This window comes from Micromonospora halotolerans (genome assembly GCF_032108445.1).
In the GTDB taxonomy this organism is placed as follows: domain Bacteria; phylum Actinomycetota; class Actinomycetes; order Mycobacteriales; family Micromonosporaceae; genus Micromonospora; species Micromonospora halotolerans.
On the sequence record NZ_CP134876.1, the window covers coordinates 5,896,422 to 5,917,185 of the forward strand.

At 72.4% G+C, this 20,764-nt stretch carries 25 protein-coding genes; 15 read left to right on the forward strand and 10 right to left on the reverse strand.

Annotated features, from left to right (window positions below):
- Positions 1-82 precede the first annotated feature (82 nt).
- Together RMN56_RS27810 and RMN56_RS27815 are read left to right on the forward strand one after the other, a co-directional pair.
- Positions 83-583 (forward strand): SigE family RNA polymerase sigma factor, encoded by a 501-nt coding sequence (locus RMN56_RS27810; protein WP_313720620.1) that lies wholly within the window; start codon positions 83-85, stop codon positions 581-583.
- Positions 576-1,262, forward strand: a complete 687-nt coding sequence (locus RMN56_RS27815) for a hypothetical protein (RefSeq protein ID WP_313720621.1) — start codon at positions 576-578, stop codon at positions 1,260-1,262. The genes RMN56_RS27810 and RMN56_RS27815 overlap by 8 nt, the downstream gene beginning before the upstream one ends.
- Positions 1,263-1,272: 10 nt before the next feature.
- Here the strand turns inward: RMN56_RS27815 and RMN56_RS27820 are convergent, their stop codons facing one another.
- Positions 1,273-1,962 carry a response regulator gene (locus RMN56_RS27820; protein ID WP_313720622.1) on the reverse strand — a complete coding sequence of 230 codons (690 nt, stop codon included), beginning with the start codon at positions 1,960-1,962 and terminating at the stop codon, positions 1,273-1,275.
- Positions 1,959-3,194: a sensor histidine kinase gene (locus tag RMN56_RS27825; protein WP_313720623.1), complete on the reverse strand. Its 1,236-nt coding sequence runs from the start codon at positions 3,192-3,194 to the stop codon at positions 1,959-1,961. The genes RMN56_RS27820 and RMN56_RS27825 overlap by 4 nt, the downstream gene beginning before the upstream one ends.
- A 316-nt stretch (positions 3,195-3,510) precedes the next feature.
- Here RMN56_RS27825 and RMN56_RS27830 point away from each other — a divergent pair, with 316 nt between their 5' ends.
- From RMN56_RS27830 to RMN56_RS27875, 10 genes are all read left to right on the forward strand, one after another.
- A complete protein-coding gene (locus RMN56_RS27830) occupies positions 3,511-3,984 on the forward strand; it encodes a hypothetical protein (protein ID WP_313720624.1) in 474 nt (157 codons plus the stop codon).
- Between the two features lie 77 nt (positions 3,985-4,061).
- Positions 4,062-4,676: a hypothetical protein gene (locus tag RMN56_RS27835; protein ID WP_313720625.1), complete on the forward strand. Its 615-nt coding sequence runs from the start codon at positions 4,062-4,064 to the stop codon at positions 4,674-4,676.
- 135 nt (positions 4,677-4,811) lie between these two features.
- On the forward strand, positions 4,812-5,141 hold the full coding sequence (locus RMN56_RS27840; RefSeq protein ID WP_313720626.1) for a YciI family protein: 330 nt from the start codon (positions 4,812-4,814) through the stop codon (positions 5,139-5,141).
- Positions 5,141-6,361: an RNA polymerase sigma factor gene (locus RMN56_RS27845; RefSeq protein ID WP_313720627.1), complete on the forward strand. Its 1,221-nt coding sequence runs from the start codon at positions 5,141-5,143 to the stop codon at positions 6,359-6,361. Before RMN56_RS27840 ends, RMN56_RS27845 begins: the two co-directional genes overlap by 1 nt.
- A 68-nt stretch (positions 6,362-6,429) precedes the next feature.
- A complete protein-coding gene (locus tag RMN56_RS27850) occupies positions 6,430-7,275 on the forward strand; it encodes an MOSC domain-containing protein (RefSeq protein WP_313720628.1) in 846 nt (281 codons plus the stop codon).
- Positions 7,276-7,403: 128 nt separating this feature from the next.
- Positions 7,404-8,348, forward strand: coding sequence for a sugar phosphate isomerase/epimerase family protein (locus RMN56_RS27855; protein ID WP_313720629.1), 945 nt, complete (start codon positions 7,404-7,406; stop codon positions 8,346-8,348).
- Positions 8,349-8,504: 156 nt separating this feature from the next.
- The gene (locus RMN56_RS27860; RefSeq protein ID WP_313720630.1) at positions 8,505-8,972 is read left to right on the forward strand and encodes an MmcQ/YjbR family DNA-binding protein; all 468 of its coding nucleotides are present in this window, start codon (positions 8,505-8,507) and stop codon (positions 8,970-8,972) included.
- A gap of 5 nt (positions 8,973-8,977) precedes the next feature.
- Positions 8,978-10,066, forward strand: coding sequence for an FAD-dependent oxidoreductase (locus tag RMN56_RS27865; RefSeq protein ID WP_313720631.1), 1,089 nt, complete (start codon positions 8,978-8,980; stop codon positions 10,064-10,066).
- Positions 9,991-10,380 (forward strand): oxidoreductase dimerization domain-containing protein, encoded by a 390-nt coding sequence (locus RMN56_RS27870; RefSeq protein WP_313720632.1) that lies wholly within the window; start codon positions 9,991-9,993, stop codon positions 10,378-10,380. The genes RMN56_RS27865 and RMN56_RS27870 overlap by 76 nt, the downstream gene beginning before the upstream one ends.
- Positions 10,381-10,492: 112 nt before the next feature.
- On the forward strand, positions 10,493-11,365 hold the full coding sequence (locus RMN56_RS27875) for a class I SAM-dependent methyltransferase (protein WP_313720633.1): 873 nt from the start codon (positions 10,493-10,495) through the stop codon (positions 11,363-11,365).
- Between the two features lie 39 nt (positions 11,366-11,404).
- On the opposite strand, the gene RMN56_RS27880 is transcribed toward RMN56_RS27875, so the two are convergent.
- Complete coding sequence (locus RMN56_RS27880) at positions 11,405-12,505, reverse strand: DNA glycosylase AlkZ-like family protein (protein WP_313720634.1); 1,101 nt, start codon at positions 12,503-12,505, stop codon at positions 11,405-11,407.
- Between the two features lie 71 nt (positions 12,506-12,576).
- On the opposite strand from RMN56_RS27880, the gene RMN56_RS27885 reads away from it, so the two are divergent.
- The gene (locus RMN56_RS27885; protein ID WP_313720635.1) at positions 12,577-12,915 is read left to right on the forward strand and encodes an ArsR/SmtB family transcription factor; all 339 of its coding nucleotides are present in this window, start codon (positions 12,577-12,579) and stop codon (positions 12,913-12,915) included.
- Positions 12,912-13,391: an SRPBCC family protein gene (locus RMN56_RS27890; RefSeq protein WP_313720636.1), complete on the forward strand. Its 480-nt coding sequence runs from the start codon at positions 12,912-12,914 to the stop codon at positions 13,389-13,391. Before RMN56_RS27885 ends, RMN56_RS27890 begins: the two co-directional genes overlap by 4 nt.
- Before the next feature lie 64 nt (positions 13,392-13,455).
- Here RMN56_RS27890 and RMN56_RS27895 read toward each other — a convergent pair whose 3' ends face one another.
- The 7 genes from RMN56_RS27895 to sigJ all read right to left on the reverse strand — a co-directional run bounded on the left by RMN56_RS27895 (position 13,456) and on the right by sigJ (position 20,001).
- Positions 13,456-14,250, reverse strand: a complete 795-nt coding sequence (locus RMN56_RS27895) for a S1 family peptidase (protein ID WP_313720637.1) — start codon at positions 14,248-14,250, stop codon at positions 13,456-13,458.
- 128 nt (positions 14,251-14,378) lie between these two features.
- Positions 14,379-15,281 (reverse strand): GNAT family N-acetyltransferase, encoded by a 903-nt coding sequence (locus RMN56_RS27900; protein ID WP_313720638.1) that lies wholly within the window; start codon positions 15,279-15,281, stop codon positions 14,379-14,381.
- A gap of 14 nt (positions 15,282-15,295) precedes the next feature.
- On the reverse strand, positions 15,296-16,090 hold the full coding sequence (locus tag RMN56_RS27905) for a class I SAM-dependent methyltransferase (RefSeq protein WP_313720639.1): 795 nt from the start codon (positions 16,088-16,090) through the stop codon (positions 15,296-15,298).
- A gap of 64 nt (positions 16,091-16,154) precedes the next feature.
- Positions 16,155-16,502 (reverse strand): hypothetical protein, encoded by a 348-nt coding sequence (locus RMN56_RS27910; protein ID WP_313720641.1) that lies wholly within the window; start codon positions 16,500-16,502, stop codon positions 16,155-16,157.
- Between the two features lie 191 nt (positions 16,503-16,693).
- Positions 16,694-18,154, reverse strand: a complete 1,461-nt coding sequence (locus tag RMN56_RS27915; RefSeq protein ID WP_313720642.1) for a multicopper oxidase family protein — start codon at positions 18,152-18,154, stop codon at positions 16,694-16,696.
- An 85-nt stretch (positions 18,155-18,239) separates the two neighbouring features.
- Positions 18,240-19,004, reverse strand: coding sequence for a hypothetical protein (locus tag RMN56_RS27920; protein ID WP_313720644.1), 765 nt, complete (start codon positions 19,002-19,004; stop codon positions 18,240-18,242).
- A 61-nt stretch (positions 19,005-19,065) separates the two neighbouring features.
- Positions 19,066-20,001 carry an RNA polymerase sigma factor SigJ gene (sigJ, locus tag RMN56_RS27925; protein ID WP_313720646.1) on the reverse strand — a complete coding sequence of 312 codons (936 nt, stop codon included), beginning with the start codon at positions 19,999-20,001 and terminating at the stop codon, positions 19,066-19,068.
- Positions 20,002-20,143: 142 nt separating this feature from the next.
- Between sigJ and wrbA the strand changes: the two genes are divergently transcribed.
- Positions 20,144-20,755, forward strand: a complete 612-nt coding sequence (wrbA, locus tag RMN56_RS27930; RefSeq protein WP_376787339.1) for an NAD(P)H:quinone oxidoreductase — start codon at positions 20,144-20,146, stop codon at positions 20,753-20,755.
- The last annotated feature ends 9 nt before the right edge of the window (positions 20,756-20,764 follow it).

A 20,764-nucleotide genomic window follows, 5' to 3' on the forward strand; every position in this document is an offset into this window, starting at 1 on the left:
TCGGCCCGTGCGGCGCAACCCGGCAACGCTCCCCTGTTGCATGCCGCGGGTGACCACGGTACGAGGCTCGGGCGCAGGCCAGATGGGTGATGCCGAAGAGTTCGACGCCCTCTACGCGGCCTGCGCGGGACGGATCGTCGGTCACGTCTACATGCTGACCGGCAACCGCGGGGAGGCGGAGGACGCCGTCGCCGAGGCCTTCATGCGGGCCTGGCAGCGCTGGCGGACCGTGCGGGAGGCGGACAGCCCGGAGGCCTGGGTCCGCCGGGTCGCCTCCCGGATCGCGGTGAGCAGCTGGCGCAAGACCTTCAACCGCGTCCGCGCGCACCGCCGGGCCGCGGTCGAGCAGATCGTGCCCGGACTGAACGAGGACCACGTCGCCCTGCTGCAGGCGCTGCGGCGGCTGAGCGCCAACCAGCGCCGCGCCCTGGTGCTCTACCACCTGAACGATCTCAGCGTCGCCGAGGTGGCCGCCGAGATGCGGGCGCCCGTCGGAACCGTCAAGACATACCTCGCCCGAGGCCGGAGAGCGATGGCGGAATTGCTGACCGAGACGCACCCCGAGGAGACCCACCATGGCTGATCCTCGCGACGACCTCAAGGCGATCGCCGACGGGATCCGGCGCGTCACGACGCTACCGCCGGCAGAGACCCTGCGCCGTCGCAGCGACCGGCGGCGGCGCCGCGCCGCGGTCGCCGGGGCGGCGATGACCGTACTGGTGGTGGCCGCCGGCACCGCCCTGCTGCAGGCCCGGGACCACGTCGAGACACCGGACGAGGCTGCCGGCCCGGTGGGCCGGGCACCGGCGTCGGTCGTGCCGTCCGGGAGCGCCTCGACGGAACAGGAGATCCTCGCCGGCCAGCGGCAGACCCTGATCGTGGTGCCCGGCATGGGCGGGGCCGCACTCGCCGTCGACCGGGACGGCGACCGGGTCCGGGCCACCACCCAGCAGGGCATCGACGCCCGGGCCGTGTGGGTGCTGCGCCCCGCGGGCGACAAGTTCCAGATCATGCTGGCCACACCGGGTGCCGCCGGCCGGGTCTGCATGACCGTCGTGCACGACGCCGCGCCGGGTAGCGTCCGCTCCCGGGAGTGCGACCCCGCAGAGCAGGCGCAGCTCTTCAGGATCGAGAAGGTTCCCGACGGGACCTACTCGCTCTTCCAGGGCCGGCGCTACGTCCAGACCGTCGACGGCACCAACGCCCTGGTCCCCGACCTGCCCGAGGGCCTGACCACCACCTACGAGTTCGTCGCGCGCTGACCGGCACGCCTCATCCGGGGAGCGGGACCGGGCCGGCGCCGGGGTTGACGAGGCCGGACTCGTACGCGAGGACGACCAGCTGAACGCGGTCGCGGGCGTCCAGCTTCGACAGCAGGTTGCTGACGTGGGTCTTCGCCGTTGCCCGGCTGATGTGGAGGACGTGCGCCAGCTCGGCGTTGGACCGGCCGGCCGCGACCTGCACGAGCACCTCGCGTTCCCGCTGCGTGAGCCCGGCCAGCGCGGCCGGCGCCGGCCGCCGGGGCGGGACGGCGCTCCGGACGAATTCGGTGATCAACCGGCGGGTGAGGGTGGGCGTCAGCAGCGCCTCCCCGGTGGCCACCACCTTGATCGCCTCGAGGAGATGCTCGGGCGGGGTGTCCTTGAGGACGAAGCCGCTGGCTCCCGCGCGCAGCGCCTCGAACACGTACTCGTCGCGGTCGAAGGTGGTCACGACGAGCACCCGCGTGGTGGGCGCCGCATCGTCGTGCGCGATGCGCCGGGTGGCTTCCAGGCCGTCCATGGTGGGCATGCGGATGTCGATGAGCACCACGTCGGGCCGCAGGGCGTGCACCATCCGGATGGCCTGCGCACCGTCGGCGGCCTCGCCCACCACGGCCAGGTCGGGGTCGGAGTCGACCAGGGCCCGGAAACCGGCCCGGATGAGAGCCTCGTCGTCCACCACCAGCACCCGGACGCTCATCGGTCCGCTCCACGCTCGGGCTCCCCGGACACCGGGAACCGCACGGACACGTGGAAACCACCCTCGCGGCGCGGCCCCGTCTCGGCCGTGCCGCCGAACAGCGCCGCGCGCTCCCGGATGCCGACCAGGCCCCATCCCGGTTCCCCGGCCTGCCGGCCCCGGCCGTCCCGGGATCCGTCGTCGGTGACCTCGGCCAGCAGCACCTCGTCGGCGTACGAGACGACCACCCGGGCGCGGGTGCGGCCCGCGTGTTTGACGACGTTGGTCAGGGCCTCCTGGACGATCCGGTAGACGGTCAGCTCCAGCGCCGCCGGCAGGCCGGGTGGCAGCTCGCTCCGCTCCAGCGTCACCTCGACCCCCGAGGAGGTCACCTCGGCCACCAGCGCGGGGAGGTCGGCCAGCGTGGGCGCCGGGGCGGTGTGGCCTTCACCGCGGACCGCGCCGAGCAGCCGGCGCACCTCGCCGAGAGCCGTGCGGCTGACCGTCTCGATCTCGGCCAGGGCCGTGCGGGCCTCGTCCGGGCGGGTGTCGAACAGCAGGCGCCCGACGCCCGAGCGTACGGCGATGACGCTGAGATTGTGCGAGATCACGTCGTGGACCTCCCGGGAGACCCGGACCCGCTCCTCGGCGATGGCGAGCCGGGTGCGCTCGGCCAGCTCCCGGCGTTGCCAGACGGCCATCTCGGTGCGGAAGGCGCGGCGGGTCCGAACCGTGTCGCCCACCAGCCAACCGACCGCCGCCGCGACCACGTGGACGGCGTTCTCCTGACCGCCGTGCAGCCAGGTCGCCACCCACGCCGAGCAGAAGGTCGTGGCGACCACGACCGCCAGGGCTCCGACCGAGACCCGTCGGCTCATCCGGTCCGCCACGGTGTACATGGCCAGGCCCACGGCGGGCCCGGCGTTGCTGCCGAACGGGGTGTACCCGATGCCGAGGAGGCTGGCGGCCACCGCGCACGCCACCGTGATCGCGAGGACCGGCACCGGCCGCTGTCGCCGGAAGGCCAGCGGAAGGGAGGCGCCCGCTCCCAGGGCCAGGATCGCCAGCGGTGGATCGTCGCTGAGGCGGGAGCCGAGCAGCTCCGGCCCGGTCAGGCCCACCAGGAGCGCCACCGCGACGACGGTGTCGACACGTTGCCAGGCCCCCGGCCCGACTCCGCGAAGCAGCAGCGCGACCCTCCCGCTCGGCGGCAGCGCCACCGTCGGCGCGTCCCTGAGGTCGCTGTGGCTCATGCCGCGACGGTACCTGCGCGGGGCGCGCCGGCCATCGATCGTCGGGCCGGGTCACGCCTCCGCCTCCAGGCGTAGGCGGGCCATCCCGTCGGGCGCTCGACCGATCCCGTTTTCCGGGCTCGCCGCCGATGATCCGCGACCGGCACCGCCACGAGCATGGTGGTTGTCCGGTGGAGGCGTCAGCGCCGCCCTCGCAACGTGACCTGTCGAGTCGGGAGATCCCATGTGGCCAGCCAGCACCACCACGTTGCCGCACCACCCACCCTCGGACGAGGGCGGTCGGACGGGGAGGGACCGGCGCGGCAGGACCGCCGCCGTGCTGGGCTACCAGGCGTACGCCGTCGCGGCGTTGCCCGTGACCGTCCTCGGCCTCGTCTGCGGGCCGTTCGGCGCCGCCGCGGTCACGGGCCGGATCCCGCGCGAGCTGGCGAGGCGGCTGCTCCGCGTCCAGGTCGGCGCAGCGCGCGGGGCGGACGCCCGGGTGCCCCTGCGGTACCGCCTGGCCGCGCTGCCCTTCGAGATCGTGTCCTTCGCGCTGCTGGCCCCGGCGTGGGCCGTCTTCATCGCCCGCGGAGTGCTCTATCCGATCTTCGGCGCGGATCATCTCGCGCAGTCGTGGGGCGGGCCGAGTCTGCCCGGCGCGTGGCTCGCCCATTTCCTCCAGGGGCCACCGCTGCTGCTGGTCATCACCGTCGTCCTGTGGCCGGTCCGGAAACGACAGGTCCGCGCCGCCGCCAGACACCTCTCCGGAGAGGCGTCTCACGACCGCCGCCGCTCGGCACGGGACTGAGACCGTCGCCGATGCCTGCCAGACTCCACACCGAAGCGGTGTGCCGGGTGGCACCGGGTCGCGGAGGAGGCAGCGTGATGTTTCGCCGATCGGAGCGACCGGACGTCGCCGCGCTCAGGGCGAGATTCCTCGCCAACCGGGAGAAGGTCAGGTCGTGGATCGGCGCTTGGGACTGCCCCGAGGTCGAGTGGCCGGAATTCGCCGAGATCCCGCTCCCCTGGGTGGTGCGGCGGGCGGATGAGCGGATGTGGCTGGAGCGGCACGCCCCGTTCCTGGACGAGTACGGGTGGATACTGGAGGCCCGGCCGGTGGCGCAGGGCATCAGCCAGGTCGCCGCGCACTGGCAGTTCGGCGAGGGACACCGGTTCGACCGCCTGGACATCGAATTCCGGAGCGTCGCCGACCCGCCGTACCTGGCGGAGAAGCTCGCCCTGGCAGCGCACGCGGCCGACCTGTCGGGCTGGCGGGAGGAAGACCTGCCGGGTGTGTACGCCTGGCTCTTCGAGGGGATCGACAGCCGCCCGATGGGTGAGATGGTGCGCGGGCAGCAGCGGAGCGGGTTCATCCTGTTCCAGCTCACCCGTTGGCCGCACAGCAGGACCGAGATCAACGTGCGTCTGCGGATGACCCTGACCGACACGGCCATGGATGGCACTCCGTTGACCAGCACGGGCGAGACGCCTCCGGCGTGACACCGGAGACCACCCGTGCGCAGCCGGGGTCCGGCAGGATTCTCGGCGAAGAGTGTCGGATCGAGGCGGCGGCGTTCGTAGCAGGGGTGTGAGGCGCCCCGACGGGCGGACGCAGGACGACAGGAGATGACCCCGATGGCGCAGTACCTGATTTCCGTGCTCCACGACACGACCGACCTCGCCACCGCGGAGGAGATGGCCGCGATCGACGCCTTCAACACGCAGCTCCAGGCCGACGGCCACTGGGTCTTCGCCGGCGGGCTCGCGGCGCCCGGCACGGCCACCGTCGTCGACGGCCGGCACGCGGAGCCGGTCTTCACCGACGGGCCCTATGTGGAGTCGAAGGAACACGTCATCGGTTTCTGGATCATCGACGCCCCCCACCTCGACCTGGCGCTCCGGCTCGCCGCCCTGGGATCCAGGCACTGCAACCGGCGGGTCGAGCTCCGGCCGTTCCTGGGTTGATGAGCGACGTCGGCGAGCTGATCACCCGGGTCCATCGCGCGGAGTGGGCCCGGCTGGTCGCGTCCCTGGCCGGACGCTTCGGTGACCTCGACATCGCCGAGGAGATGGCCGCCGAGGCGTTCGCGACCGCCGTCGAGCGCTGGCCGGTCGACGGGGTCCCGCCGGTTCCGGGCGCGTGGCTCACCACCACCGCGCATCGCAAGGCCATCGACCGGCTCCGGCGCGAGGTCAGGCGCGAGGAGAAGCACAGGGAGGCGCTGATGCTGTCCGCCGCCGCCGAGCCGCTCGGCGCCATCGACGACGATCGGCTCCGCCTCGTCTTCACCTGCTGCCATCCCGCTCTCGCCATGGAGGTACGGATCGCGCTGACCCTGCGGATGGTCGGCGGGCTCACCGTGCCCGAGATTGCCCGCGCGTTCCTGGTCCAGGAGACCGCCATGAGCCGGCGGATCACCCGCGCGAAGGCGAAGATCAAGGCGGCGAGGATCCCCTACGGCGTGCCGTTGCGTGAGGACCTCCCGGCCCGGGTCACCGGGGTGCTCGCCGTCCTCTACCTGATCTTCAACGAGGGCTACCTGGCCTCGGACCCCGGGAAGGAGGCGGTCCGCGCCGACCTGACCGCCGAGGCGATCCGGCTGACCCGACTCGTCCGTGCCCTCATGCCGGCGGACGGCGAGGTCGCCGGCCTCCTGGCGCTGATGCTCCTCACGGAGGCCCGGCGGGCCGCTCGGGTGTCGGCGAGCGGTGAGCTCGTCACCCTCGCCGAACAGGACCGCGGCGCCTGGGACCGCGAGCTGATCGCCGAGGGCCACGCCCTGGTCCGCGCGCGCCTCGCCTCCGGCCAGGCGCCGGGGCGCTACCAGATCCTCGCCGCGATCAACGCCGTCCACACCGACGCCCGCGACGTCCGCGACACCGACTGGTCGCAGGTCGTCGCGCTCTACAACCGGTTGGTCCGCCTCGACCCCTCGCCGATCGTGCGGCTCAACCGGGCGATCGCGGTCGCGGAGCTCGACGGCCCGGAGGTCGCCCTGGCGGAGGTGGACGGTCTGCCGCTGGAGGGCTACCACGCCTTCCACGCCACCCGGGCGGACCTCCTGCGCCGGCTGGGCCGCAGCGAGGAGTCGCGGGCCGCGTACGACCGGGCCATCGGGCTGGCCGGCAACACCGCCGAGACGGCGTACCTCGTCCGTCGCCGCGACCAGCTGGCCGGGGCCTGAATCGCCGATCCGATGAGCGGGACGGTTGGCCGTAGCGGCCTGACGCCGCGTCGTGCCATCCTGGCCGGATGCGGGTCGCCTCGCTTCACACGTACCCCGTGAAGGGGTGCCGCCGGATGGACCGCGACACGGCGCGGGTCGAGCCGTGGGGCCTGGACGGCGACCGGCGCTGGCTGATCGTGGACGAGCACGGGGTCGGCCTGACCCAGCGCGAGCACCGGGAACTGGTGACGGTGCGGGCGGTGTCCCGGCCGGGTGGGCTGATCCTGGACGCGCCGGGGCTGTCCCCGCTCGAGCTGGCCGAACCGGTCGGCGGCGAGGCGATCCGGGTCCGGGTGTTCCGGGGGCGGCCACCCGCGCCGGCGCGCGCCGCCGGCCCCGCGGCGGACGACTGGCTCCACCGGCTGCTGGGGCGCGCCGCCCGGCTGGTCTGGCTCGGCGACCCCACCGGCAACCGCGTTCCCTGGCCGGTTCCGGCCGGGTCCGGCGCCGAGCTGAGCTTCGCCGACGGCACCCCGCTGCTGCTGGCCAACGCCGCGTCGCTGGACGCGTTCAACGGCTGGCTGCTGGAGTCGGGCAGCCCCGAGGGTCCGCTGCCGATGAGCCGGTTCCGTCCCAACCTGGTGGTCAGCGGCGCCGCGCCGTGGGCCGAGGCCGGGTGGGTGGGCCGGCGGATCAGGATCGGCGGGGCGGTGTTCCACGGCGTCAACGAGTGTGACCGCTGTCTGGTGGCGACGATCGACCAGGAGACCGGGGAGCGGGGGCGGGAGCCGCTCCCGATGCTCGCCGCCCGGCGGAACGTCGGCCAGAAGCTTCTCTTCGGGCTGCAGATGGTGGTGCGGGCCGAACCGGGCGGGTCCTCCCGCGACGGTCGTACGGTCAGCGTCGGTGACGCCGTCGAGGTGCTGGACTGACCCGAACCACTTTCGTCGCGCCGGGACGAAAGTATCGCCGCCGTCAATGAAAGCTATGGACATTCCCATGTCCCTTTTGTAGCGTCGGCCACGTACACGATGCGCGTAACCCTCGAGAAGGAGACGCCATGTGTTACGGACACGATGGGATGGCCGCACTGCGGCGCTCCGTCGACCGGCGCAGCCTGCTGCGCGGCTCGCTGGCCGCCCTCGCCGGCATCGGGCTCGCGTCGTCCGGCGTCGGCGCGACGGCCGCGACGGCCACCGGTCACCAGACCGGGCGGCGCCACGTGCCGCCGGGCCTGATCAGCATCCAGCTGTGGACGGTGCGCGACGCCCTGTCGGGCCCGCCCGGCTACGACGCCACCCTCGCCCACCTCGCCCGGATCGGGTACCCGCGCGTGGAGCTGGCGCTCGGCTACTTCGGCCACACCGCCGCCCAGCTGCGCCGGTTCCTCGACGGCATCGGCATCCGGGCCAGCTCGAGCCACGACGGGCTCAGCGCCAGTCCCGCCGAGCTGGAGCAGAAGATCGAGAACGCGGTCACCCTGGGGCAGCAGTTCCTGGTGGTGCCGTACCTGTACTCCGAGAACGCGGACGACTGGAAGCGTTGGGCCGAGCAGATGAACGTGGAGGCCGCCGCGGCGCGGGCGGCCGGCCTGCGCTACGGCTACCACAACCACGCCCACGAGTTCACCATCGACCTGGGCAACGGCCGGCGCCCCTGGGACGTGCTGACCGGGGAACTCGACCCCCGGCTCGTCCATCTGGAGGTCGACCTCTACTGGGCGGTCACCGGCGGCATCACCTCCGGCGACGGGGTCGCCGACCCCGAGGGCTTCACGCTCGACGTCATCCGCTCGGCGCCGCAGCGCGTCCTGCAGTTCCACGTCAAGGACCGCGACGGGTCCACCGGCGACATGGCCGACCTGGGCGCCGGGACCATCGACTTCGCCCGGGTCTTCCGGGAGCACTCGGTGCTGGAGTACATCGTCGAGAACGACACGCCGGACGTGACGCCGCAGCAGACCGCCGAGGTCGGTTACCGCTACCTGCGCAGGCTGCGGTTCTGACCCACCAGGTGCCGCCGGACACCGGGGCCGACGTCCGGTTCGACAGGAGCCCGCCGATCGTCGGCCCCGGTGTCCGGCACCCACCGTCCGCGCCGGCGACCCGTCGGGCACGGCGATCGCGCGGAACTGTCGGAGGGGCGGCGTAGCGTCCCGCACGTGACCGATCGCGGCGACGTCCCACCCGAGATCCTCGATCGGCTCCGGCCCGTCTGTCTCGGCCTGCCCGAGACCTACGAGGAACCGGCGTGGGTGGGCACCCGGTGGCGGATCCGCAAGCGGACCTTCGCCCACGTGCTCACCGTCGACTCCGACCACCAGGCCGCCCGCGCCGGCGCCGGCGACGAGCCCGTCTGCGTGCTCACGTTCCGCTCCCCCGGCGACGAGATCGCCGGGCTGCTCGCCGGCGGGCTCCCGTTCTACAAGCCCGACTGGGGCGCCGACGTCGTCGGCATGGTGCTCGACGACGGGACCGACTGGGACGAGGTCGGCGACCTGCTCACCGAGAGCTACTGCGTCCTGGCCCCGAAGAAGCTGGCCGCGCTGGTCGACCGGCCGGCCGAGCCGTCGGGCCCGGGACAGCCGTCGAGCAGCCCTGGCGCGGGCCGGCACATGCTGCCAGGCTGACGACTGTGTACGACTACGACCTGCTGGTGCTGGGCTCCGGACCGAGCGGTCAGAAGGCCGCGATCGCCGCGGCCAAGCTGGGCCGGCGGGTCGGCATCGTGGACCGCCGCGACATGATCGGCGGAGTGTGCATCAACACCGGCACCGTCCCGTCGAAGACGCTGCGCGAGGCCGTCCTCTACCTCACGGGCCTGAGCCAGCGCGACCTCTACGGCAGCAGCTACCGGGTCAAGGACGAGATCACGGTCAGCGACCTGGCCGCCCAGACCCAGCACGTGATCAGCCGGCAGACGGATGTCATCCGCAACCAGTTGGCCCGCAACCGGGTCGCGATGATCACCGGCACGGGCCGGTTCGCCGACGCGCACGCGGTCTGGGTCGACGGCGGCTCCGGCCGGGAGTCCCGGGTCACCTTCGACAAGATCGTCATCGCCGCCGGCACCCGGCCGGCCCGCCCGGACAGCGTCGACTTCGACGACCGGACCATCGTGGACTCCGACGGGGTCATCAACCTCCAGGCCGTACCCCGCAGCATGGTCGTGGTCGGCGCCGGCGTGATCGGCATGGAGTACGCGTCCCTGTTCGCCGCGCTCGGCACCAAGGTGACCGTCGTGGAGCGCCGCGACCGGATGCTCGACTTCTGCGACGAGGAGATCGTCGAGTCGCTCAAGTACCACCTGCGGGACCTGTCCGTGACGTTCCGCTTCGGCGAGGAGGTCGCCGCGGTGGAGAAGCACCGGACCGCTGCGCTGTGCGTCCTGAAGAGCGGCAAGAAGATCGTCGCCGACACGGTCATGTACTCGGCCGGCCGCCAGGGCCAGACCGACGACCTGGCGCTGGGGGCGGCCGGGCTGGCGGCGGACCACCGGGGCCGGATCCAGGTCGACGCGACCTACCGCACGGCGGTCGACAACATCTACGCGGTCGGCGACGTCAGGGTTTCCCGGCGCTGGCGTCCACCTCGATGGAGCAGGGTCGGCTGGCCGCGCAGCACGCCTGCGGCGAGCCGGTGCGCGCCATGCCCGAGCTGCAACCGATCGGCATCTACACGATCCCGGAGATCAGCTTCGTTGGGCGGACCGAGGAGGAGCTGACCGACAGCTCGACCCCGTTCGAGGTGGGCATCGCCCGCTACCGCGAGCTGGCCCGCGGCCAGATCGTGGGCGACTCGTACGGCATGTTGAAGCTGCTCGTCTCGCCCGAGGACGGGCGGCTGCTCGGCGTGCACGTGTTCGGCACCGGGGCCACCGAGATCGTCCACGTCGGGCAGGCGGTGATGGGCTGCGGGGGCACCGTCGACTACCTGGTGGACGCGGTGTTCAACTACCCGACGCTGGCCGAGGCGTACAAGGTGGCGGCCCTGGACGCCGCCAACAAGATCCGCAACATCACCCGGATCGACGGCTGACGGTGCCGCAGGGACGGACGGCCGCGCCCGTGACAAATGTCAGCGGCGGCGGGCCGTGCCGGACGTTACCGTCGGCCGCGGAGCCGACCTCTTCGCGCGAGAGAAGGACCCGATGTCGAGAACGCCCCGGGCGAGCCGCACGGCGGTGCTGGTGTGCCAGGGTCGCGCCGCGGCGGACGGGCTCGTCGCTCCCGGCCGCTTCGCGGATCCGACCGCCCTGCCCCTGCTGCGTCCCGACGAGCGGGAGACGGTCCAGTGGGTCCGCGCCGGTGCCCCACCCCAGGCGTGGCAGCAGCGGCTCGACTACGAGACGGTACGCGCCACCGCCGAGCTGATGGCGCCCCGCACGATCGCCATCGACGACGCGATCCGCGCTCACCGGTCTCCGCAGCTGGTGGTCCTCGGCGCCGGACTGGACGGCCGCGCCTGGCGGATGCCGGAACTCGCCGGGGTGACGGTCTTCGAGGTCGACCAGCCGGCCACCCAGCAGGACAAGCGCGAACGCGCCGCGGGCCTGCCCGGCCCGCCGCCCACGTTCGTCCCGGTGGACTTTGGCCGCGACCGGCTGGCCGGGACCCTGGCGGCGCACGGGCACCGGGCCGACGTCGCCACGACGTGGCTCTGGGAGGGCGTCGTGCCGTACCTGACGACAGCAGAGGTGGCCGCCACGGTCGCCGAACTCGCCGCCTGTTCCGCCCCGGGCAGTCGCCTGGTCGTCAACTATCAGAGCCCCGCCGTCTCGGCCGTCCTGGGCCGGGTGGTCGCTCGGCTGCTGACGGCCTCCACCGGCCGGTCGAGCGTCTGGGCGAACGAGCCGTGGCGCTCCACCTGGACGCCCGCCGCCATGTCCGCCCTGCTCACCCGGCACGGCTACCGCGTCACCCGAGAGGAGAGCCTGCTCGACACGGCGCGGACGCTCGCCCTGCCGGTGTCCCGTGCCAGGTCGCTCCGCCACAGCCGGGTGCTGGTCGCCGACCGGGTCTGACCGCCGGCGCGTCGACCCGGACGTCCCGGGGAGCAGGGGTCAGGACGCCAGGGCCAGGGTCAGGCCGAGCCAGTCCGCCAGGTCCTCGATCTCGTGCCGCACCGCGGTCGTCATGGCCCTGGTGAACGGGACGTCCTCGTGGATCGCGTCCACCCGGAGCACGCCGGCCCGGCGGTCGGCGGTGGCGTCGAGCTTGCCGACCAGCCGGTCCCCGTACAGGATCGGCAGCGCCCAGTAGCCCCAGCGGCGCTTGGCGGCCGGCTTGTACATCTCCAGCTGGTAGTCGTACTCGAACAGCTCGGTCAGCCGCCGGCGGTCGTAGACGAGCCGGTCCAGCGGGGACAGCAACGCGGCGCGGCCGGTGAACGTCTGGTCCAACAGCTCGGGGTCGACCCGCCACTGGCCCTTCACGCCCTCGACCACCGCGGGCTCGCCGGCCGCCCCCACGTCGTTGGGCTCCCCCGGGCTCTCCGGAGCCCGGGCGCGCGCGATGCCGAGCGCGCGCAGCCGCCGCTCGCCCCGGATCCGCCGCGCCTCCTCGTAGGGCACCACCTCGTCGGGGTAGACCCGTTCGGCGAGGTCCCACAGCCGGTCGGCGCCGCGCCGGCCGGCGGCCGCGACCTCGCCCCGCTGGACCAGAAAGTCGATCATCTTGCGGACGTTGCGGTCGTTGGTCCAGCCGCTGGAACGCCAGGGGACGTCGCAGGTGTCCGGCAGCTCGCGCGCCGGCAGCGGGCCGTCGGCGCGGAGCCTCGCGAGGATGTCCAGCCGGCAGCCCCGGTTGGCGTCCACCCAGTCCCGCAGGCCCTCCTGCCAGTCGCGCAGCGGCGGACGGCCGGGCCACTCGGCCATCTCCGCCCGGTAGAGCGCGAGGTCCTCCGGTGGGCGGATCATGCCGTGCAGCTCCAGCAGGGTCTGCTCGTCGAGGGCGTCACGCAGCTGCGCCGGAGCGTACGAGGAGCCGAGGCGGCTCCACAGGACCAGGTCGGCGCTGGGCGCCACGGCGGACGTCGGGTCGTTCTGCAGCAGCGTCAGCCGGCGGACCACGTCGACCATCCCGCTGGGGCGGTCCGCGGTCAGCAGCTGGGCGCGCACCGCGAGGCGGCGCGCGTCGCCGCGGGACAACTCGTGCACGGTCACCAGCCGAGCCTAGAAGGCCGGTACGACCGTCACCGTTGACATGTGACCATCTGGTCACCTATTCTCGTCTCGTGAGCGACGACGACGATCTGGTGTTCAAGGCGCTCGCCGACCCGACCCGACGCGCCCTGCTCGACCGCCTCTTCGTCCGCGACGGCCAGACGTTGACGGAGCTGGAGTCGGAGCTGGCGATGACCCGCTTCGGTGTCATGAAGCACCTGCGCCTGCTGGAGGACGCCGGTCTCGTGGTCACCCGACGGCAGGGCCGGGAGAAGTTGCACTTCCTCAACCCGGTGCCGATCCGGCTGATCCACGACCGGTGGATCGACAAGTACACCGCGCACCACACCGCGACACTGCTCGAACTCAAGGCGGAACTCGAACGCGACAACCCGAAGGAGAAGCCATGACCACCACGACGGCCGGGACGACCAAGGTCTACCGGGTCTACATCAAGGCCACCCCGCAGGCGATCTGGGACGCGATCACCAAGCCGGAGTGGACCCGGCAGTACGGCTACCAGGGCCTCGCCGAATACGACCTGCGGCCGGGCGGCCGGTACCGGGCCCTGGCCATCCCTGAGCACCGGGAGGCCGGCATGCCCGAGGTGCCCGTGGAGGGCGAGGTGATCGAGGTGGACCCGCCGGTCCGGCTGGTGCAGACCTGGCGGCCGACCTGGCTGGACGAGCCGGCCACCAGGTTGACCTACGAGATCGCGGAGCGCGGCAACGGCGTCACCTCGCTGACCGTGACGCACGAGCTGGGCGACGCGCCGCAGACCATGGCGCAGGTCAACGGCGAGGTCGAGAGCGCCGGTGGCGGCTGGGCCGAGATCCTCAGCGACCTGAAGACGCTGCTGGAGACGGGCAAGCCGCTCTACGCCTGACCCGAGCCCGCACGCGAGGGCGGCCCGGCGCACGACCAGCCGGGCCGCCCGTCAGGTCGTGCGGTCAGCCGCCGAGGCTCGCCGCGGCCGAGGCGATGGCCGAGGAGAAGTAGCTCACCTGGGTGTAGACGCCCGGGTAGTTGGGACGGGCGCAGCCGTTGCCCCAGCTGACGATGCCCACCTGGATCCAGGCATTCGAGGCGTCGCGACGGAACATCGGCCCGCCCGAGTCACCCTGGCAGGTGTCCACGCCGCCGCTGGCGTACCCGGCGCAGATCTCCTCGGCGGGGATGAGGTCGCCGCCGTAGTTGGCGTTGCAGGTGGCGTCGCTGACGAACGGCACGGTGGCCTTGAGCAGGTACCGCTGCTGCCCACCGCCCTCGGTCGCCGCGCCCCAGCCGGCGACGGTGAACGTGCCGTTGTCGTAGGCCGTGGTGTTGGCGATCTTCAGGGTGCTCAGCCCGCTGACCGGGGTGGCCAGGCGGATCAGCGCCCAGTCCTTGCCGCTGCCGTTGTAGCCGGGGGCCCGGTAGACGTAGTTCGAGCGCACGGTGATCCGGCTGGACGACTGGAGGTCGACCACGCCCAGGGTCGCCGTGATGCTGGTGTTGGTGCCCGTACGCCCGACGCAGTGCGCGGCGGTGAGCACCAGGCGGGGGCTGTACAGCGCGCCGCCGCAGCCCATCGAGAGCCGCACCATGAACGGAAATTCGCCCTGTGCCGCGCGGGTGCCGCCGACGACGTTCGGCGTGATCGGCGTGGGATCGGCGACGGCGGGTGCGGCGAGCGTGAGGCTGCCCGCGGTCACCGCGGCCAACGCGGCGGCCAACAGGCCGGTGAGGGTGCGCCAGCGAACCATGAATTCCTCCGCATCAGGACCGGCGCGCCTCGTGGGCACACCTGATTCGAGAATGCGGACATCATATTGAAATCAATGGATTTATTGGCCATACTCTTCGGGTCGTACCGCGCCGGTATGAGCGCCCGTCACGTCACGGGCGCCAGGGCCTTCTCGAACCAGTGGTGCGCGTAGGGCTCGTCGTTGTACGGCGCGACCTCCCGGTAGCCGGCCGAGCGGTACAGGGCGATCGCCTCGGTCAGGTTGCGGTTGGTGTCCAGCCGGACGGCGGTCCAGCCGCGCTCGGCGGCGTACCGCTCCAACTGCTCCAGCAGGCGCCGCCCGACGCCGAGCCCCCGGACGCCGTCGGCCACCCAGACGCGCTTGATCTCCGCGGGCGCGTCCGCGTGGAGCTTCACCGCGCCGCAGCCGACGGGCTCGCCGTTGAGCGTGGCGAGCAGGAACACGCCGGCGGGTGGGATGAGCTCCTCGTCGCGGACCGGCTTGCTCCGGGCCGGGTCGAATCCGTCGTCGAAGCGCTGCGCGACCTCGTGGGCGTAGGCCCGCACGCAGGCGCGGGCCTGGGGATCTCCCGGTGGGCACGGCTCGACGACCACCATGGAGCCGACGAGCAGCCGCTCCACCTCGGCCATCGCCGCGACCAGGCGCTCGCGGCGCTGGTCGCTGAGCGGTTCGAGGATGGACCGGGCCAGCTCGTCGGACCGCTCGTCCAGCTCGACCCACTCCGACCGCCCGGCCTCGGTGAGGACGGCGACACGCACCCGAGCGTCGCCGCCGGCCCGGCCCGCCGGGCCGACGCGCACGAGCCCGTCACCCTCCAGGGTGCGCAGGAGCCGGCTGAGGTACCCGGAGTCCAGACCGAGCCGGGCCCGCAACGCCGCGACCTCGGCGCCGTCGGGGCCGATCTCCCACAGCAGCCGCGCCTGCGCGAGGGGCCGGTCGCGGGACATGTACTGATCGTCGAGCGCGCCCACCCGTTGGGTGACCGTCCGGTTGAACCGCCGCACGGTGGCGATGAGCTCCGAGTTCATATTCCTGACTTTAGTCAGGCTTTATCGCCGCCCGCCAGCGCCCGCGCCCGGCCGGTCAGGTGGAACACACGGCTGAGCTGCCGGTACGGGTCCCGGACGCTCGCTTCGAACTCGACGGCGGCCACGGCCGCCACATCCGTACCGTCGGCCGGCAGGTCCAGCCAGTCCGAGAACAGCCAGACGCCGTACCAGTCCTCCGGGTCCACCCCGCCCTGCCGCAGGAGGTCGGACAGGCCCTCGACGGTGTCGGCACGGGTGTCGACGCCGAGCACCCCGACCTCGCCCGCGGCGTCGAACGCGGCCAGGGCGTCGGCCCAGCGGTGGTCGAGGGCCGGACGGACGGCCAGCGTGCGGGCGTTGAGCGCCATGACCGAGACGACACCTCCGGGTGCCGTGCAGCGGCACAGCGCGGAGACCAGCGGCTCGGGTCGTTCGAGGTACATCAGCACGCCGTGGCAGAGCACCGCGCTGAACCGCTGCCCACCGGTCGCCGCCTCGGCCTGCTCGCCGGGCGCCTCGACCAGCCGGACCCGCCGCCGGACGTCGTCCGGCTCGTCCCTGAGCCGCTGCTCGGCCTTGGCGAGCATGGCCGGCGACGGGTCCAGGACGGTCACGTCGTACCCGAGTCGGGCCAGCGGCAACGACTGGTGGGCCGCGCCCCCGCCGACGTCGAGGACGCTCGCCGGCGGTTCGGGAAGGTGCCGCAGCAGCTGGGCGTGGAGGACGTACGTCCGCACCCGCCCCTTGACCGAGGCGTACGCACCTTCCACGAACGGGTTCGCCAACGCGGCCCAGGCGTCCGACGGCATACCGGGATTGTGGCACCCGGGCGTGGGTGTCGCGGGAACGACGGCCGAGGCGGTGTCCCGTCGCCTACATCCAGATGTACTCCTCAGCGATGGCGCCGTCGCGCCATTTTGCTACCGTCACCATCCGGCTGCCGTCTTCCAGTTCACCCACCACGCAGGTCCAGTCTCCCGACCCGAACCCGATGGGGTGCGACTTGATCTGGACCGGACTGCCGCCGGTGCTCTGGGCGAACGCTTTCATGGCATCGATGTGTTCCTGAACGCCATGAGTCTTCGGCTGCCCCTTCAGGTCCACGAGTACGTCGTCGGTGTGGTGGTGGGCGAACACGCCGTTCCAGTCCGCCGGGTTCCACCCCTTGAAGTCGAGTTCGTCCATGCTCTTCAGGTTGCGGGTGACCTGGTCGTCGGTCATGACACGATCCCCTTTCCAAGATCTGTCGGCGGCGCCCTCCCCAGGCAAGCCTAGGGAGACTTGCCTGGTTCATCAGGCAAACAAGGACCGGCACGTCGGCCGTGGGCTGACTGTGCGGCTGGCCCGTTGCCGCCAACCGGCGGGGTGAGTCGCCGACGCCGTAGCGTTGTCCCCTGGCGGCCGACGACGGCTCAGCCATGATGATGGTGGCGCGGCAGTATGCGGCGCACCGACGCTTCGGTCCCGGGCTCCACGATCACAAACTGGCCCATCATGCCCTCGTCCTCGTGCCGGAGAATGTGGCAGTGGTACATGTAGGGCGTTCTCGGGTCGGTGTGGTGCCCGAACTGCACGGCGAGCCGCACCGTCGACTTGGCGGGAATGAAGACCGTGTCCTTCGGGCCCTGCAGGTATGCCGGCGGCGGCCTCCCGTCGACGTCCAGGATGCGGAATGCCACCTCGTGGATGTGAAAGTTGTGGGCGTAGACGGTGTTCTGGACCTGCCAGATCTCGGTCGCTCCCGCCGGAACCACCTCGTCGATCCGGGTCATCTCCATCTCACGCCCGTTGATCTCGTCGCTGCCGCTCAGCCGGAACCTACGCTCGCGAGCGCCGGCCGGTGCCTCGACGCGCGGGCTCGCGGACAGCCGCCGCGGCACCGACGGCCCTGGCCTGAGCTGGTCCGCCGCGACGAACTTCACCAGGTCGTAGTCCCCTCCGTCGATGCCGTTGTCGCCGGCGACGCTGCGCAGCACGACCTGGTCGCGCGGGGCGAACTCGACCAGAACCTCCAGCCGCTCCCCCGGGCTCAACTGCACGCGGTCAACCGTGGCCGGCACCGCCAACAGGCCGGCGTCGGTGCCGATGACGTGGAACCGTCGCCGGTCGACGAACTCGACGTTGTACATCCGCGCGTTGGAGCCATTCAGGATGCGCAGCCGCACCAGCGTCGTGGTCACCTCGAAGAACGGGTCGTAGACCCCGTTGACCAGGATCTGGTCGCCGATGAGGCCCCATGTCGGCTTGGGATCCTCCTGCAGCGCGCCGTTCGCGTCGAGGATCTTGTCCTGGAGGATGAGCGGGATGTCGTCCACCCCGTAGGTCGAGGGCAGGTCCGGCGCGGCCGGCGCCGGGTCATCGACGAGGAAGAGACCCGCCAGTCCGCGGTACACGTGCTTTGCGGTGCTGCCGTGCAGATGTGGGTGGTACCAGGATGTGGCCGCCGGCTGGTCGACCGTCCAGTGCGGAAGCCAGGTGGTGCCCGGCTGGACTGTCTGGTGCGGGCCGCCGTCCATCACCGCGGGCAATCGCATGCCATGCCAGTGGACCGTGCTCGGCTCACCGAGTTGGTTGTGCACCCGCATCGCGACACGGTCGCCACGCGTCGCGCGGATCGTCGGGCCGAGGAACGCGCCGTTGAAACCCCACGTCGGCGTCGGCCTGCCCCGGAGCACCTCCGTCCGCCCGGCCCGCATCGTCAGCGAAAACTGTTTGGTGCCGTCCGCGGCAACGGCCGGATCCAGCACCGGCGGCACCCTCAGCCGGTTGGTAAAGGTCAGCTCGCCGGAGTTTCCCTTCGAACCCGCGCCCTGGCTGCCGCATCCGGCGAGGGCGGCCAGTCCGGCGAACACAAGAAGATCACGACGCTTCACCAAGTGATCATGCTCGGCGCCGTGCGGGCGCCGCATCGGGGTCCGACCCGGACAACACCCCGACGATCCGACCTGCCAACCGGTCTCAGCCGCCCAGTCCGAGCTGGGGATAGAGGGCGTCGGGGGCGGCGAGGGCTCCGGGCGGCCGCGTGACGTCGAAGTCCGCGCCGAAGTCGCTGTAGCGCAGGGACGCGCTCGGCATGCCGTTGGCGCCGGGGATCGAGAAACTGACCAGCCGGCCATCGGCATCGAGCGAGGCCTGGAACGGGTTGCTGCGCGCACCGTCGGGAAAGCCGTCCGGACCGGGGCGGAAGTTGATCCCGTTGCCGCTGCCGATCCTGGTCAGGTCGATCGTCCCAGCGATGTGCGGGCCGTCTGCTCGGGCCGTGACGATCGCGTCGATGAGGCGCGCCGAGCCGCCGGGGTCGTTCCTGCCCGGGGCGAAGCTGAGGGCGAAGTCCGACGGCACCCGGGCTGGGTCGAGGGTCAGCCATTCGTGGCCGACACCGGGCAGGTCCAGCTCGGTCCTCAGGTAGACCTCGTCGCCGGTCATCCGGATCTCGATGACCCGACCGAGCGCCGAGATCGTGGCGACGGCGCGCTTGTGGACGTTGTCGTAGCGCGACAGCGTCGTGATCTGGCTCGCGATGTCGACGTCGGCGCGGAAGCTCGTCTGATCGATGAACTTCGTGCCCGACCTCAGCAGCTCGATCGCCGTGGCGGTGGCGGTGGCGTGCGCGCTGGCGGTCGGCGCCGGGGCGGGTCCGTTCTCCGTCCGCGCGCCGGCCGAGCACCCCAGGAGAAGCAGGGCTCCCGCGGCGACGGCGGCCGCCGCTGCTCGACGTGTCATGGCCGCAGGGTAGGCGGCTTTCGCAAGCTCACCCGGACTCAGCTCCCGCTCCGCCCTCGGGTCAGCCCGTCGTCCATGGGCGGAGCTTCGCGGGGTTGCGGACCGCCCAGATCCGCGTGATCCGGTCGCCGGCCATGTCGAACGCCATCACGGTCACCGTGACGCCGGCCAGCTGCGCCACCAGGCCGGGCCGACCGTTGACCGTCCGCTCCACGATCCTCAGGTCAGGTGCCCCGCCGGTGACGTCGACGAGCACGCGGGCGACCTGCTCGCCGCCCCGGATCGGGTGGAGTTCGGCACTGACCAGGCCGCCACCGTCGCCGATCGCCGTGACGTCGGGGTCGAGCAGGCCGATGAGGGCCGCGATGTCCCTGGCCTCCCACGCCTGTTTGAAGTCCCTGACCACCTCGGCCTGCCGCGCCACCGGCGTCGCGGGAGCCCGCGACGCGCGGATGCGCCGGCGGGCCGACGAGGCCAGTTGCCGACATGCCGCCGGGGTACGGCCGACGATCTCGGCCACCTCCCCGAAGGAGTAGCGGAAGACGTCGTGCAGGACGAACGCGACGCGCTCGGCCGGGGTCATCGACTCGAGCACGACGAGGAACGCCATGTTGACCGACTCGTCGAGGGTGACCCGGTCGGCCGGGTCGGCAGTGTCGCCGTCCGACCGCCCGCCGGTCCACTCCGCGCGATCGGGCAGCGGCTCCGGAATCCACTCGCCCACGTAGCGCTCCCGCCGGACCCGAGCCGAACGCAGCAGGTCGAGGCAGATGCGACTGGCGACCGTCGTGAGCCAGGCTCCCGGGGACTCGATGGCTTCCCGCTCGCGCGGGGACAGGACGTACCAGCGGGCGTACGTCTCCTGGACGACATCCTCGGCATCGGCCAGCGAGCCGAGAAGCCGGTACGCCACGTTGGTCAGCCGCCGCCGCTCGCTCACGACCGCGCCGAAGCCCGGATCGGGTCCGCCGTGGCCTGGCTCGGATGGGGTGGTCATGGTGTCGCCGGCTCCCTCGGTCGCAACTGCCCTCGCCAGTGTGACGAGACGGCACACCGATCTGTGAGGCCGGCGGGTCACCTCACATTTCACGGGGCCGGTCCGTCGTACCGCTGAGACCATCCCGCGAGGCAAGGAAACGATCATGGAACCCGTGAAGGTCGCCGTCATCTACTACAGCGCCACCGGCACCGTGCACGCGCTGGCGCGAGCCGCCGCCGACGGCGCGGAGAAGACCGGCGCACAGGTGCGACTGCGCAAGGTCGCCGAGACGGCGCCGCCCGAGGCGGTCGACGCCCGGCCGGAGTGGGCGCAGCACATCCGCGACACCGCCGACGTCACCGAGGCCAGCCCGGACGACCTGGCCTGGGCCGACGCGGTGCTGTTCGGCACCCCCACCCGCTTCGGCAACGTGGCCAGCCAGCTCAAGGCGTTCATCGACACCACCGGCGGCCTGTGGTTCCAGGGCAGGCTCGCCGACAAGGTCTACTCGGCCTTCACGGCCTCCAACACCGCCCACGGCGGGCAGGAGTCGACCATCCTGGCGCTGGGGAACGTGTTCTACCACTGGGGCGGCATCATCGTGCCCCCCGGCTACACCGACCCCGTCCAGTTCCAGAGCGGCAATCCCTACGGCACCTCCCACGTGGCCGGCGACGGCCCACCCGGGGACGTGGTCCTGGCAGCCGCGCGTCACCAGGCCCGCCGGGTCGTCGACACCGCGGCGGCGCTCAAGGCCGGCCGCGCCGCCTGACGCGGGCCG